The organism is Undibacterium sp. GrIS 1.2 (genome assembly GCF_040544435.1).
Classification (GTDB): domain Bacteria; phylum Pseudomonadota; class Gammaproteobacteria; order Burkholderiales; family Burkholderiaceae_D; genus Undibacterium.
This window is the reverse complement of the sequence record NZ_JBEONP010000037.1, coordinates 34,415-49,893: the sequence shown is the minus strand read 5'-3', so window position 1 is coordinate 49,893 and position 15,479 is coordinate 34,415. Positions and strand designations below refer to the sequence as shown.

Annotated in this window: 11 protein-coding genes; 8 read left to right on the top strand and 3 right to left on the bottom strand. The window is 48.6% G+C overall.

Annotation, left to right across the window (positions count from 1 at the left end; all coding sequences use genetic code 11):
- Positions 1 to 185: 185 nt before the first annotated feature.
- The 3 genes from gyrB to dnaA all read right to left on the bottom strand — a co-directional run bounded on the left by gyrB (position 186) and on the right by dnaA (position 5,816).
- A complete protein-coding gene (gyrB, locus tag AAKU61_RS15655) occupies positions 186 to 2,681 on the bottom strand; it encodes a DNA topoisomerase (ATP-hydrolyzing) subunit B (protein ID WP_354333742.1) in 2,496 nt (831 codons plus the stop codon).
- Positions 2,682 to 2,998: 317 nt separating this feature from the next.
- On the bottom strand, positions 2,999 to 4,105 hold the full coding sequence (gene dnaN / locus AAKU61_RS15650; protein ID WP_354333741.1) for a DNA polymerase III subunit beta: 1,107 nt from the start codon (positions 4,103 to 4,105) through the stop codon (positions 2,999 to 3,001).
- 316 nt (positions 4,106 to 4,421) lie between these two features.
- Positions 4,422 to 5,816, bottom strand: coding sequence for a chromosomal replication initiator protein DnaA (gene dnaA / locus AAKU61_RS15645; RefSeq protein ID WP_354333739.1), 1,395 nt, complete (start codon positions 5,814 to 5,816; stop codon positions 4,422 to 4,424).
- A gap of 624 nt (positions 5,817 to 6,440) precedes the next feature.
- On the opposite strand from dnaA, the gene rpmH reads away from it, so the two are divergent.
- From rpmH to AAKU61_RS15605, 8 genes are all read left to right on the top strand, one after another.
- Complete coding sequence (gene rpmH / locus AAKU61_RS15640; RefSeq protein ID WP_061535510.1) at positions 6,441 to 6,575, top strand: 50S ribosomal protein L34; 135 nt, start codon at positions 6,441 to 6,443, stop codon at positions 6,573 to 6,575.
- Between the two features lie 72 nt (positions 6,576 to 6,647).
- Positions 6,648 to 7,049, top strand: a complete 402-nt coding sequence (locus AAKU61_RS15635) for a ribonuclease P protein component (protein ID WP_354333737.1) — start codon at positions 6,648 to 6,650, stop codon at positions 7,047 to 7,049.
- Positions 7,050 to 7,059: 10 nt separating this feature from the next.
- The gene (yidD, locus tag AAKU61_RS15630) at positions 7,060 to 7,422 is read left to right on the top strand and encodes a membrane protein insertion efficiency factor YidD (RefSeq protein WP_354333735.1); all 363 of its coding nucleotides are present in this window, start codon (positions 7,060 to 7,062) and stop codon (positions 7,420 to 7,422) included.
- Between the two features lie 7 nt (positions 7,423 to 7,429).
- The gene (gene yidC / locus AAKU61_RS15625; protein WP_354333733.1) at positions 7,430 to 9,115 is read left to right on the top strand and encodes a membrane protein insertase YidC; all 1,686 of its coding nucleotides are present in this window, start codon (positions 7,430 to 7,432) and stop codon (positions 9,113 to 9,115) included.
- A gap of 139 nt (positions 9,116 to 9,254) precedes the next feature.
- Positions 9,255 to 10,742 carry a tRNA modification GTPase gene (locus tag AAKU61_RS15620; protein ID WP_354333731.1) on the top strand — a complete coding sequence of 496 codons (1,488 nt, stop codon included), beginning with the start codon at positions 9,255 to 9,257 and terminating at the stop codon, positions 10,740 to 10,742.
- Between the two features lie 437 nt (positions 10,743 to 11,179).
- Entirely contained in the window at positions 11,180 to 13,585 is a 2,406-nt protein-coding gene (locus AAKU61_RS15615) for a penicillin acylase family protein (protein WP_503012625.1), read from the top strand.
- A 92-nt stretch (positions 13,586 to 13,677) separates the two neighbouring features.
- Entirely contained in the window at positions 13,678 to 14,448 is a 771-nt protein-coding gene (locus AAKU61_RS15610; protein ID WP_354333727.1) for a class II glutamine amidotransferase, read from the top strand.
- 27 nt (positions 14,449 to 14,475) lie between these two features.
- Positions 14,476 to 15,417 carry a LysR family transcriptional regulator gene (locus tag AAKU61_RS15605; protein WP_354333725.1) on the top strand — a complete coding sequence of 314 codons (942 nt, stop codon included), beginning with the start codon at positions 14,476 to 14,478 and terminating at the stop codon, positions 15,415 to 15,417.
- Positions 15,418 to 15,479 lie beyond the last annotated feature (62 nt).

Sequence of the window (15,479 nt, the reverse complement as noted above, 5' to 3'; positions counted from 1 at the left end):
CCTACCTGTAAAAATAATCGTATTGATGAATTGCTTCCGCTGCGGGCAAAATCGGTTATTTGCTGATCGTCTAGGTGGGTCTGTCGGACGCATACGGTCAAAAAATGATGTGCTCGTCAAAACCCATACCTGTAAAAAAAGCCATCCAAAAAATGGATGGCTTTTTTGATTGTTATATTTTTACGTTATACGTCAATATTCCCAGCCCTTAAAGCATTGGATTCGATGAAAGCACGACGAGGTTCTACATCATCGCCCATTAGCGTAGTAAATATCTGATCAGCAGCAATCGCGTCTTCGATTTGTACTTTGAGCAGGCGACGTACTTTTGGATCCATGGTGGTTTCCCATAACTGCATTGGGTTCATTTCGCCTAGTCCTTTGTAGCGCTGTTTGCTGACGCCGCGTTCGGCTTCGTCGCGCAGCCATAGCATGGCGTGATGGAAGTCGGCTACGGCGCTTTCTTTCATACGCTCGCCTTCGCCACGGCGGATGAAGGAGCCTTCGCCTAGCAGGCCGCGGAAGGTGTTGGCGGCGTTTTCTAAAACTTTGTAATCGTTACTATCGACGAAGTCGGCGTCGATGCTGCTGACTTTGACGTTACCGTGGTACATGCGTTCTATGCGCAGGCCGAAGGAGCCAGACAAATCATCCGTGCGTACGATGGCTTTGACCGCCGGGTCGTTGATAGTGGTGGTGAGGGCGGTGGCGGAGATTTGTGCGTTTTCTGCGGTGTCCATTTTGAGCGTGACGCCGGTCATGATGGCAGTGAGGGCGGCACGATCGATCATGCGGGTCAGGCGCGTCATGATGGCGTTGGCGAGATTGTATTGGCGTACCAGTTCTGCCAGTGGTTCGCCCGTAATCGGGTCTGCGCCTGTGCTTGGGATGAGCGATGCGCCAGTCAAGGCAACGGTCATCATGTAGCTGGCTTCTTCAGAGTCATCTTTGAGGTAGCGTTCATCGCGGCCAGCTTTTACTTTGTACAAAGGTGGCTGGGCGATGTAGATGTGGCCGCGCTCTACCAGTTGTGGCATCTGGCGATAGAACAAGGTCAGCAGCAAGGTACGGATGTGGGCACCGTCGACGTCGGCATCGGTCATGATGATGATGCGGTGGTAGCGCAGTTTTTCTACATTGAATTCGTCTGGGCCGATGCTGGTGCCTAGCGTGGCGATCAGAGTGGTGATCTGTTCGCTAGAGAGCATTTTTTCAAAGCGGGCTTTTTCTACGTTAAGAACTTTACCGCGCAGTGGCAAGATCGCCTGGAACTTACGATCCCGGCCTTGCTTGGCGGAGCCACCTGCGGAGTCACCTTCGACGATATACAGTTCGCACAGCGCGGGGTCTTTTTCCTGGCAATCGGCGAGTTTGGCGGATAAGCCTAAGCCGTCCATGACGCCTTTACGGCGTGTGAGTTCGCGGGCTTTACGGGCTGCTTCGCGCGCGCGTGAGGCTTCTACGATTTTGCCGCAAATGATTTTGGCGTCGTTAGGGCGTTCTTGCAGGTAGTCGGATAAAGTTTTGGCGACGATCTCTTCGACCGGGCCACGGACTTCGCTGGAAACCAGTTTGTCTTTGGTTTGTGAGCTGAACTTTGGCTCAGGTACTTTGACGGACAAGACGCAGGTTAAACCTTCTCGCATATCGTCGCCGGTGACTTCGACTTTGGCTTTTTTGGCGTAGTCGTGTTCTTCAATGTATTTATTAATCACACGGGTCATCGCTGCGCGCAAGCCAGTCAGATGGGTGCCGCCGTCGCGTTGCGGGATGTTATTGGTGAAGCATAAAACTTGTTCGTTGTAGGCGTCGTTCCATTGCATGGAAACATCAACGGTGATGTTGGTGCCTTGGTCAGACAGACGCTCGCCAGTGGCTTGGAAAATCGTTGGGTGCAAGACGCTTTTAGATTTGTTGATGTATTCCACAAAGCCACGGGTGCCGCCCTCAAAGGCAAACATTTCTTCTTTGCCTGTACGTTGGTCGGTCAGTTTGATGCGCACGCCGTTATTGAGGAACGATAATTCGCGAATACGTTTTGCCAGAATCTCGTAATGGAATTCGACATGGGTGAAGATTTCTTCATCGGCCCAGAAGTGGACTTCGGTACCGCGCTTGTCGGTGTCGCCGATGACTTTAATCGGGGACACGACGATGCCGTCGATGGTTTCTATTTCACGGTTTTGCGGCACGCCACGGACAAATTCCATCGCATATTGTTTGCCGTCGCGGCGGATGGTGAGCTTGAGTAATTTGGACAGTCCATTAACGCAGGAGACACCAACGCCATGCAAACCGCCGGAGACTTTGTAAGAGTTTTGATCGAACTTACCACCAGCATGCAGCTCGGTCATAACGATCTCTGCCGCGCTGCGTTTTGGGTCGTGCTTGTCGTCCCATTTGATACCGGTCGGAATACCGCGACCGTTATCGGTAATGGAGATGGAGTTGTCGGCGTGGATGGTGACGTTGATCTCGGTACAGTGACCGGCTAGCGATTCATCGATCGAGTTGTCCAGCACCTCAAATACAAGGTGATGCAGACCGGTACCGTCCGATGTATCGCCAATGTACATGCCGGGGCGCTTACGCACGGCTTCCAAACCTTCCAGAATCTGGATTGAGGATGCGCCATAAGCATTTGGCTGCGCTGGAGTGTTGTCTTGGGTGTTCTCGGACATGGTTACCTTCTTTATTATGGTCTTACTTGTTCAAACGTACTAACTGATCTGGAGTTTTAGTTCCCACTCGCAAGCAGCGTAATTGCTGAATGCGGGACTGGGATGAGGGCGCTTATTTCGTTAACTTAGTGAGTCAAATTAATTCGTCAACTTAGTTACCAATTGAATTAGTCATATAACTTGAATAAATCCTGCACAAACCACTTTAAAATCCAAAGCAGATTTGTATAGGCCTAGATCGACTAATCGCCCTCACTCCCCAGCCGCATTCAGCAATTACGCTGCATGCGGCTGGGGAGCTTTAGCACTCTTTCGCACTAAATCCGCATTGGCATAACGACGTATTTAAAATCGGCGTTGTCTGGGATGGTGATTAATGCGGATGAGTTGGAGTCACCAAAGGCGAGGTTGATCTGATCGACTTTAAGGTTGTTCAACACATCCAGCAAATAGGTGACATTGAAGCCGATATCGACACTGTCGCCGCCGTAATCGATTTCAATTTCTTCTACGGCTTCTTCCTGATCGGCGTTGGTAGACAGGATTTGCATACTGCCCGGTGTGACTACACAACGCACACCTTTGAACTTGTCGCTGGTCATAATGGCGGCACGTTGCAAAGAGCGCAGCAATTGCTCGCGACCCAAGGTGAAATTGTTTTTGTAACCCTTAGGGATTACGCGGTTGAAGTCAGGAAATTTGCCTTCAACCAATTTGGAAATCAACTCAATATCGGCAAACGTCAGTTTGACCTGATTGTTGGCGATGTCGAGTTGCACCAGATCGTCTTTGTCTTCTAACAAACGCTGCAATTCGATAATCGTTTTGCGCGGGATGATGACTTCTTGACGTGGGAATTCTTGTTCAACTTCCACCTGGCAGTACGCCAGACGATGACCGTCGGTCGCCACGGCAATCACGTTTTTACCATCGACCACGAGCAACAAACCATTCAGGTAATAACGAATGTCTTGCTGCGCCATAGAAAAGTGCACCATGTTAAACAGATGCTTGAGCGTTTTTTGCGGCAGGCTAACGCTGGCGTTGAAGTGTTCTGCTTGCGCGACGGTAGGGAATTCTTCTGCCGCCAAGGTTTGCAAAGAGAAGCGCGATTTGCCTGACTGCACAGTCATCTTTTTATTGTCGAGCTTGAGGACGATGTCATTGTCGTCCGGCAGTGCGCGCAAAATATCGAGCAGCTTACGCGCAGCGACGGTGGTAGCAATGCTCTCGCCACCCGAACCGATATCGGCATGGGTGGTGATTTGCACTTCAATGTCAGTCGACAAGAAAGACACTTTTTCGCCGTCCTTGCGTATGAGGATATTGGCCAGAATCGGCAATGTGTGCCGACGCTCGACAATACCGCTCACGATTTGCAGAGGCCGGAGGATTGTGTCCCGGTGGGTTTTGACCAATTGCATGTTTATATCCTCGCGTAATTTTGTTAATAAAGGATGATTCACTTCTGTAGCTTACTTCTATGGCTTGGTTCTGTAACTTTGTTCTGTAACTTAGTTTTATAACTTCAATGCCGTAACGCAATGACTTAAAAAACTTAAATACATCGTCCAATCATTCTGCGGCTTCTGGGGCAAAAATGGCCTGGAGGCCACAGAATGATTGGACGTCTAAAATGGTACTTCTAAAACCCTAGGGTGCGCCATGCTCACCATCAACTTTACTTACTTCGTTGCCGCTTGCTTTGGTGCGCACGGCACACCCTACAATTTGTAATGCTTAACCCTTCAGAGTTTGCTCCAGCACATGTAGTTCATGATTACATTCTGGATTCTTGCTGCGATCTGCCGTGATTTTTCGTACTGCGTGCAAGACTGTGGTGTGATCGCGGCCGCCGAACAGTTCACCAATTTCTGGCAAACTTTTTTGCGTTAATTCTTTCGCCAGGTACATCGCGATCTGGCGTGGTCTGGCGATATTGGCTGGACGCTTTTTAGAGTACATGTCGGCGACTTTCATGTTGAAAAAGTCTGCAACTGTCTTCTGGATATTTTCTACCGAAATCTGGCGGTTCTGTACCGATAGCAAATCTTTTAAGGCTTCTTTGACGACATCAATCGTGATTTCTTTGCCGTGAAAACGCGAGTACGCCAGAATTTTTCGCAAAGCGCCTTCTAGTTCGCGGACGTTAGAACGCAGATGTTTGGCGACGAAGAAGGCGACGTCATCAGAGAAATGTACGCCTTCGGAATGCGCTTTTTTGAGCAAAATCGCTACGCGCATTTCTAGCTCTGGCGGCTCAATTGCTACCGTCAGACCAGAATCAAAACGTGAAATCAGACGATCGTCCATACCCGTGATTTCTTTTGGGTAGGTATCGCTGGTGATGATGATTTGCTTCTTGGCGGCGATCAGCGCTTCAAACGCGTAGAAGAATTCTTCTTGCGTGCGGCTTTTGCCACCAAAGAATTGAATATCATCGATCAGCAATAAATCTAGCGAATGATAGTAATGCTTAAATTCGTCAAACCCTTTGCGCTGGTAAGCAGTAACGACATCGCGTACGTATTGCTCAGCGTGGATGTAGCGAATGCGTGCTTTAGGGTTGTCCACCAGAATCTGATTACCAATCGCGTGAATCAGATGGGTTTTACCTAAACCTACGCCGCCATATAAGAACAGCGGGTTGTACGATACGCCAGGATTATTTGCTACTTGGATGGCTGCTGCGCGGGCTAACTGATTGGCTTTACCCGTCACAAAACTATCAAAGGTCAGATCAACATTAATTCGGCTTTGGTCGCGGCGCGGCGTGGATTCTGGCACCGGATCATGCATTTGCGGTGGCATGTCGTTGTTGCTAGTGGACGACTCGCGTGGATCGCTACTTTGATTTATATTGGTGTTTGCAGCGGGAGCCGGTTTTTTATTGATCCGTGGGTCCAGAATAAACTGGACATCAATATTTTCATCCCAAAATTGCACTGCCAGTTCAGTAATCCGGCTGGCGAATTGGGTTTTAACCCAATCCAGTTTAAAACGATTGGGCGCACCAATCCGCAACCGGCCGTCTTCATAATCGATCGGGGTCAGTGGTTTGATCCAGGCGCTATACTGCTGCGGCGTAAGTTCCTGCTCTAATTGGGACGAGCAGGCTTGCCAGAAATTTTCCATGTAGTCACTTTAATGATGCTGATGTGCGGCGTGTTATCGAATGTCAAATTGCTGCTGATTCGCTGCTTAGTCATTAACTTAGCAATGAGTTTAATTGTTGCTTGCTAAACCCTGCAAACGATTCTGCATGAATACTACTTACGCAAAACAAATTAAACATCTTGCCATTAAGGCAAATCGGTCATGCCACACTAATCCGCTATTTTACTCTTGCTATCCCGAGTTATCCACAGGCTAATGCGGAAATTTGTTAGGACTTACGCAAAACCGCCCTAGCTGCGTTGTAGCTCCTAGCTGTACTAAAGTACTATCTGCGTCGCTACGCCTTGACGGGACAATTTTGCGTAAGCCCTATTTGTTTACTTCGACTGCGCTATGACAAGATGAAAAAATGTGCTAAGTGATTGACACGTAAGCAGAAAGTAGTGTCTAATTCAGGGTTCCCTACCCTCTTTTTGTTGATTGCATTGATAGTTTGTTATAAATGCAACACACCATGAGCAGCGGTTTTGGGGAAGTAATGGCGAGTAAGCAATTTTAATTCTGGTTTTAATTCGCATAAAAGCATTACTCGTACATTACCCGTGATTCCGATTTTTTATTTGCTCAAATAGCGAGACCAACATGAAACGTACTTACCAACCTTCCGTCGTTCGCCGCAAGCGCACTCACGGCTTCCGCGCACGCATGGCAACCCGTGGCGGCCGCGCTGTATTGAACGCACGTCGCGCTAAAGGTCGCAAGCGCTTGGCAGCTTGATCTGTCCAGCTATGGTCAGTGCTTGTATTGGCTGGTGGCATGAGTTGCACAACTACTAATATGGTTAATGCAATGACATCAGCAAACGCAAGTGGTGATTTTGCACGCGTTCGGCGCATCGTTAAAACGGATGAATTTTCATCCGTTTTTCGTTTGCGGCCGGTACAAAGAACAGCACATTTTGTTTTGTATGCAAGACCGACCGAGCTGCCAAACGCGCGCTTGGGCGTGGTTGCAGCCAAGCGTTTTGCGCCGCGTGCGGCGACACGCAATACGATCAAGCGTGTTACGCGGGAAATTTTTCGTTGTTCGTCCCTGACCAATGTGGATTGTATCGTGCGCTTGTCCAAGCCCGTAAATACCAAAGCAGGTCCAGCTACCACCGCGCAACTGAAGCGTGAGTTGCGGCTGGAGATCTTGCGTCTGTTTGCGCCAGTGCGTTTGCTGGTTACCGACGGTGCAGAAGCGCTGTGAAATCTCTGCCATGAAACCTTTATTGCTCCTGCTGCTGCGTTTTTACAAACTCGCTATCAGCCCTATGCTGGGACAAAATTGCCGTTTTTATCCGTCCTGCTCAGATTACGCGGCAGAGGCAATCCGCGAGCATGGCGCTGCAAAAGGTTGTTTGCTGGCGGGCAAACGCGTATGTAAGTGTCACACATGGCATCCGGGTGGCGTGGATCCAGTTCCACAAAAATCTGAAAAAAACAGTTTCGTCCCCACATCCGACGGACGTTCTAAAAAGCGTCAAGCTGCGTATGCCAAAAATGCTACTCATGCAACTAAGCATCACAATATGATGGCTTTAAAAAAACGTCCTGATTCTTCTTCTAAATCTACCTGCTAAAACACAAATGGATATCAAACGTACCGTCCTGTGGGTTGTTTTCTCGATGTCGCTGTTGATCCTTTGGGACAACTGGATGCGTCATAACGGCAAACCATCCATGTTCTCTTTTACGCCATCTAGTCAGGCGCAGCAGAGCAAAAACGCCAGCGCTTCTGCATCGGGTTCATCTGCTGCCAGCACCACTGCCACTAGCAACGTCAGCGCTAATGGTGTTGCCACTGGCACCGACGCTGCTGCCGTGAAAAATGAGCACATCACGATTACTACTGATGTAATCAAAGCCGATATCGACACCTTGGGTGGCGAGATCAGTCGCTTGGAATTACTCAAGTATAAAGATGTAGACGACCACACCAAGAACGTTGTGCTGTTTAATGAAAGTGCTAAACGTACTTATCTGGCTCAAACTGGTCTGATGGGTGGTGCTTTCCCAAACCACAAATCTAGCTTCACTGCTAAGCCAGGCGTGCGCACGATGGATGCGGGCGACAAAGTGCAGCTGGTACTGGAATCTGAATTAAACGGCGTTAAGTTGATTAAGACTTATACCTTCAAAAAAGGTGACTACGTCATCGACGTCAAACATGACGTGACGAATAATTCTCCGGTAGCGATCACACCATCTTTGTATTTGCAGTTATTGCATGATGGTACCAAGCCAGAAAACGGCGGCATGTTTAGCGCCTCCAGAGAATTTTATGCTCCTGCTGTCTACACTGAGTCGGATCATTTTCAGAAACTGGATTTCCAGAAAATTGAAAAAGATAGCGCCAATCCAGACGCTAAGCCAAATCACGCGACCAAAGCAGACAATGGTTGGGTCGCCGTGCTTCAGCATTTTTTCGTGTCAGCTTTCATCCCGCAAGACAAAGCGCCACGCACTATCGTGACCGAAAAAGTCAAAGACAATCTGTATGCAGTAGCGACTATTTTGCCAATGGGCAGCATTGCACCAGGCGCGACGGTCAGCATGGATGCGCGTCTGTACTCTGGTCCGCAAGAGTCTGACAAGTTAGAAAAAATTTCACCGGGGCTGGATCTGGTAAAAGATTATTGGTACTTTGCGATTATTGCAAAACCGATGTTTTGGCTGATGGAATTAATCCATAAGTTGCTGGGCAATTGGGGCTGGACAATTGTAGTTTTTACGATCTCCATCAAGCTGGCATTGTTCCCGTTGTCGGCTGCTGGTTATCGCAGTATGGCGAAGATGAAAGTACTCACACCAAAAATGCAAGCCGTGCGTGAGCGTCATAAAGACGAGCCGCAAAAAATGAATCAAGCCATGATGGAGTTGTATAAAACTGAGAAAATCAATCCTCTCGGCGGCTGCTTGCCAATTCTGATCCAGATGCCAGTCTTCTTGTCGCTGTACTGGGTGTTGCAAGCCAGCGTAGAAATGCGCGGCGCTCCGTGGGTGGGCTGGATTACCGATTTGACCGCACCAGATCCTTGGTACATTTTGCCCGTGTTGTATGCGATCTCCATGTTTGTAACGGCTAAGCTCAATCCAAAACCGGCTGATCCTATGCAAGCCAAGATGATGATGTTTATGCCACTGGCTTTCTCAGTGATGTTCTTCTTCTTCCCGGCGGGTCTGGTCTTGTACTGGGTTGTGAATAACGTCTTGTCGATCGCGCAGCAATGGGTGATTAATAATAAGTTGATCCCTCCAGAGCACAAGTCTTAAGGTTTTGAAGGTTTAAGCCAAAAGTCTATGTTAAAAAAGCCCATCTTAATCATGGGCTTTTTTTCTATGGACTCCTGTAGTATTTAGACCAAACCACAGACCATTTTCCTGTATTTTTTTGCAGAGTTAGAATTACACCATGAACCAACATCGCCATCATCAAAGTAGTTACGACAGCACGCCAATTACCGCGATTGCCACGGCACCGGGGCGGGGCGGTATTGGTGTTGTACGTATTTCCGGCAAAGATTTAAGGCCGGTGATTGATGCCTTATTTGGGGGCGCATTTGCCAACGGTTTAAAAGCGATACAACTCAAGCCACGCCACGCGACGTACCTGCCATTTACGCAAGCGGATGGTAGCGTGATTGATCAGGGCATCGTGCTCTACTTTAAAGGTCCGCATTCTTATACCGGTGAAGATGTCTTGGAGCTACAAGGCCACGGCGGGCCAGTGGTGATGCAAATGCTACTGACGCGTTGTCTGGAGGCGGGCAAAGATGCCGGCTTGCGCTTAGCGCAACCGGGTGAATTTACTCAGCGTGCTTTCCTCAACGATAAACTGGATTTGGCACAGGCCGAGGCCGTGTCGGATTTGATTGAGGCATCGACCGAAGCCGCTGCCAAATCAGCATCACAATCGTTGTCCGGTGTTTTTTCTAAAGTGATTCATGTGCTGGTAGAAAAAGTCGTGCACCTGCGCATGCTGGTAGAAGCGACGCTGGATTTTCCTGAAGAGGAAATCGATTTTTTAGAAAAATCGGATGCACGTGGTCAGCTCAGCGCCATCCAAACGGCCTTGCAGGCGGTATTTCAACAGGCGGCGCAAGGCGCTTTATTGCGTGAGGGTTTGAATATTGTATTAGCCGGACAACCGAATGTCGGTAAATCTTCCCTGCTCAATGCGCTGGCGGGTGACGATGTTGCTATCGTCACGCCCATCGCTGGCACTACCCGCGACAAAGTGACCGAGACTATCCATATCGAAGGTATCCCGCTTAATATCATCGATACCGCCGGTATTCGTCATGAAGATGATCAATACGATGATGAACACGAGTACGAGCATAATGAGCACAATAAGGACGCGCCGCGCAGCAGCATCGATGCGGTGGAGCGTATCGGCATCGAACGTACTTGGGCTGAAGTCAGCAAAGCCGATGTCATTTTGCATTTACTCGATGCTGGTCGTGGCCCGACCCGCGCTGACGACGCGATCGTGGCGCGTTTCCCGGATCAAGTGCCTGTGATCCGCATCTGGAACAAAATTGATCTGTCCGGCCATCATCCTAGCGTCGATCAGATGGCGGATGCTACTCACGTATATTTGTCTGCGCAAGATCATATCGGCATTGATTTACTGCGCAAAGAATTACTCCGCATCGCTGGTTGGCAACAAACTGGCGAGTCCTTGTATCTCGCGCGCGAACGTCACCTGATCGCGCTAAAGCAAGCTAACGAGCATTTAGAATTTGCTGCCGCCTACGCTGCACAAAATGACCAGTCGCTGGACTTATTTGCGGAAGAGCTGCGCTTAACCCAAGACCGGCTGAATAGTATTACTGGCGAATTTACTTCTGATGATTTGTTGGGCGTGATATTTTCCCGTTTTTGCATCGGCAAGTGAGTGAAGTTAGCTGTGACGTCAGCTATGATCTGATCCAAATCTCCTCGCAGCGGGTTCGATCACTGAAATCGTCTTAGTTCCTTCGCACGGAAATTTTCTTCATAACTTCATATCTGAAGTCTCTGAATTTAACCGTCCATTGTTTATAAGCCTTTCAGAGCAAAATGCTTTGGGAAGGCTGATAAACAATGGACAATCTTTTTTAGACTTTGTTTGTTTAATTTCAAGGCGATAGTAATTGCAAAAAGTACATTAGTTAGCAATAATATGTTTCAATAATTCTAACAAATTGGGACATTGGCTTACTGCTGGCCATCGTGTCCATTTCTTTCCAATATCACCAAGGAGTTAAGATGACGACACGCCGGATGAAGCTGACTACAAAGCCTTATCAACTTCTTACAACGCTCAGTTTGCTGGCACTTGCCACGCCACTGATGGCACAAACCCTGATCAGTGATACTGACGATGCGCTTTTTACCAAAAATTATCATGCGGAAATCCGTCGTACCAGCATGGGTGTACCTCATATCAAAGCGGCTAATTGGGCTGATCTTGGCTACGGCTACGGTTACGCGCAAGCCGAAGACAATTTATGTACGATGGCGGATGGTTTTCTGACGTATCGCGGTGAGCGATCTCAATATCTGGGCCCGAATGCCTTACCGGTTGCGGGAACCACGTTAGAAACGGCGCGCAATATCGATAGCGATTTTTTCCATAAGCATCTGATTACCAATGATGTGCTCAACGCGATGGTTGCGGCACAACCCCAAGATTTACGTGACATGATTCAAGGGTTTGCTGCGGGGTACAACCGTTATTTACGTCATTTGAAGCTCAGTAGTAACACTGCTTATAGCGCATGCCGCAATGCTGATTGGGTACTGCCTATTCGCAGTAGCGATGTGTATCGCCGGATGTATGCCGCCAATTTGGCAGGTGGATATAGTAATTTCGTGAACAGTATCGCCAGCGCGCTACCGCCTGACGCCACCAGCAAAACTCTGAGCACCTTGACTTATCAGTCTGCACAAACGCGTGCGCCAGAACTTCAGGTTGGTGGTAAAAAAGGTGTCGGCAGTAATATGATCGCCTACGGCAGTGCATCAACCAACTCAGGTAGTCCATTATTATTTGGAAATCCTCATTGGTACTGGCGCGGTGTTGATCGGTTCTATCAAGCTCAATTGACGATACCTGGACAAATTAATGTCAGCGGCGCTTCATTTCTGGGCGTGCCTGTGATCCTGATTGGATTTAACGACAATGTCGCGTGGTCACATACGGTATCGACCGCACGTCGTTTTGGAATCTATGAACTAAGCTTGGCAAATAACGACAGCACGAGTTATATGCGTGATGGTAAAAAAGTGCGCATGACACCATCCACGATAGCCGTGACCGTCAAATCAGCAGATGGTCGTTTAGCCGTAGTGAAACGGACTTTATACCGTTCTGAGTACGGTCCGATGATGAACCTAGGCTTGCTCAATCCTGCATTAGCCTGGAACACTACAACAGCGTTTGCCATCCGTGATATCAGTGCGAGTAATTTCCGTAGCTTCCGAAACTGGCTACGTTGGAATCAAGCCAAATCGATGGAAGAATTTATCCGTATTCAAAAAGAGGAAGTTGCAACACCTTGGGTCAACACGACGGCAATTGCGCGTAATTCGAGTAAGGCCTGGTATGCCGACATGGGTGCTGTTCCCAATGTAACGGCGGCACAAACGGCCAGTTGCACGACGGCTATAGGTCAGATGATGGCAGCTTATTTGCCGCGAGTCCCGTTTTTTGACGGCGCTAAAAGTGCTTGCGACTGGAAAACTGACGTCGACTCAGTACAGCGCGGCGCACTCGGCCCCTCCAAATTGCCCAGTCTGTTACGTAATGATTATGTCGCAAACATGAACGACAGTTATTGGAGTACCAATCCCAAGGCGCTATTGACGGGATTTCCGGCTATTCTTGGCACAACCGGAACAGAGTCATTGAGCATGCGTACACGCTTGGGGCACACCATGGCACAAGGTCGCTTGGATGGAACTGACGGTTATGTGGGAAATAAAGCTGGTACAGAAGTCGTTGAACAAATGGTACTTAATAGCCGGGTACTGACCGCTGAACTGTTTAAGGCACAAGTATTACCGATGATTTGTGGATCAACGACTCTTACCATCAGCAGTGATCCTGAGACCGGCGAGAGTTTTCCGGCAAAACTAGTCAATGTCAGCGCTGCTTGTACTGCTTTAAGTAGTTGGGACAACACTGGTAACCCCGGAGTACGCGGCCCGCATATCTGGGACGAATTTTGGCGACGTGTTTCATTGCTGTCGGAAGCACAACTGTACAAAGTGCAGTTTAGTCCCGCTGATCCTATTCACACTCCACGTGATATCAGTCCTGTTGCCGCATCCAACTTACAGCAAGCTTTTGGCGCTGCTATTTTACGCATACAGGCCAGTGGATTTGCGATGAGCGCGACTCGGGGTGAGACTTTATTTGTTACACGCAATCAACACAAGATAGGCTTATTTGGAGGCTGCGATAACGTTGGTTATTTCACAGTTGCTTGTTCGGACAATCGTCTGGATCAAGGAGGCTATAGCATGGACGGAAACCCTAACGGGAATAGCTATATGCAGGTTGTCAGCTTCCCAAATGGTAACGTCGAGGCGCATAGCTTTTTGACCTTTTCGTTATCTGATGACCCGGCATCGATACGCTCCAGAAATTACACAGAACGTTATGCATCAAAGAACTGGCTGAAATTACCATTCACAGAGAGTGAGATCCATAACGATAGCGGCTATCGTAGTAGCTATATCAGTGAATGGTAGTCTGGCTTAGGACAAATCCCCGAAGTCACTTGGTCACTGTCGCGCAATGATGCTAAGCTTAGATTTTATGTAAAGCAGCATTGCGTCTGACTATGTGTCAATTATTAGGAATGAATTGCAATACCCCGACCGATATCGTATTTAGCTTTACGGGGTTTGCTACACGCGGCGGTCGTACGGACGAACATAAAGATGGCTGGGGCATCGCATTTTTTGAAGGCAATGGTGTACGCCATTTTGTCGATCACCAAGCCGCTGTTGCTTCCCCGATTGCCGAGCTGATCAAGCGTTATCCGATCAAATCTAAAAACGTCATCGCCCACATCCGTAAAGCGACCCAAGGACAAGTCACGCTAGAAAATTGTCATCCCTTTGTGCGTGAATGTTGGGGCCGTTATTGGGTGTTTGCGCACAATGGCGATCTGAAAAATTTTCATCCGGTCTTAGATGGGGCATACCATCCTGTCGGTACAACAGACAGCGAACGGGCATTTTGTTATCTACTACAAGAAATGCGCCGTCGTTTTGGCGAGGCTTTGCCATCGATGACCGAGATCACCCGGTTCATGCGCCAGATTACCAATGAGATTGCGCAATACGGTACCTTCAATATGATGCTGTCGAATGGCGAGGCACTATTCGCACATTGCTCTACTAAATTACATTACATCGTCAGAAAATATCCTTTTGCCACCGCCAGTTTGTCGGATGAAGAAGTGGCTGTCGATTTTTCTGAAGTGACCACGCCTCAAGATCGCGTTGCCGTCATCGTCACAGAACCATTGACCAAGAATGAGAACTGGACCCAGTTTGCGGCGGGTGAGCTGATGGTATTTGTGGATGGCGATGTGCATGCCCTATGATGATTTGTCTTTTTTATTTTTACAACCATGAGCAATCGGCCTAGCGACCACCTCGATACCAACTTATTGCGCGTCTTGCATACATTGCTGACCGAGCGCAGCGTTACCCGCACCGCCATGAAGTTGGGACAATCCCAACCAGCAATTAGCAATATGCTAAAGCGCTTGCGTGACATTACCGGCGACGCAATATTAGTACGCGGCAAAAACGGAATGACAGCGACCGAACGCGGCGAAGAATTATTGCTGCTAGCAAAGCAGGGGCTCAGCGTGCTGGAGAGCATCACGCATCCCGCGCCTAGTTTTGTTGCTGCACAAAGCCAGCGAGTATTCCACCTCGGTGCACCGGATTATTTAAGCGTTTTGCTGATCCCGATGATCATGGAGAAAATACGCGAACAAGCACCCAATGCGGGTCTGGTCATTCATTCATTAAATGCAGGATTTGATTATGCGTCGGCGCTAGAAAACGGTGAGCTGGATTGCGTCATTGGTAATTGGCCGGACCAACCACCGCACTTACATTTAGCGCATTTATTTGAAGATGACTTAGTCTGCATGGTTAATAACCAGCATCCGATCGTCAAAAAAGGTCTATCGCTTAAATATTATTTAGAGATGCCGCATCTCGCGCCCACTCCTTATATGATGGGACATCGCAGCATCATTGATAGCGCTCTGGCGGAGCAAGGGTTAAAGCGACATATACAAATGACGATCCCTTACTTTGGCATGGTGCCGGATGTACTGTCGCGTACGGATTTGATTTTTACCACCAGCCGTAGCTTCGCCATGCACTTTGTCGGGCAATGGCCGATTACGATTTTGCCTATGCCGGTAGAGATGCCAAAAATGCGTTTCTTCATGCTGTGGCATGAGCGCTCACATGCGGCAGCAGAGGTGCAATGGTTGCGTAAGATGGTGTCGGACTCTTCCAAGGAGGCGATGGGGCTATCTCAGGAAAAATGATTGCAAGCAGACTTGACTGAGTGGATCAAGTCATCATTTTGCAGTCCGCCAAAAAGAATCAA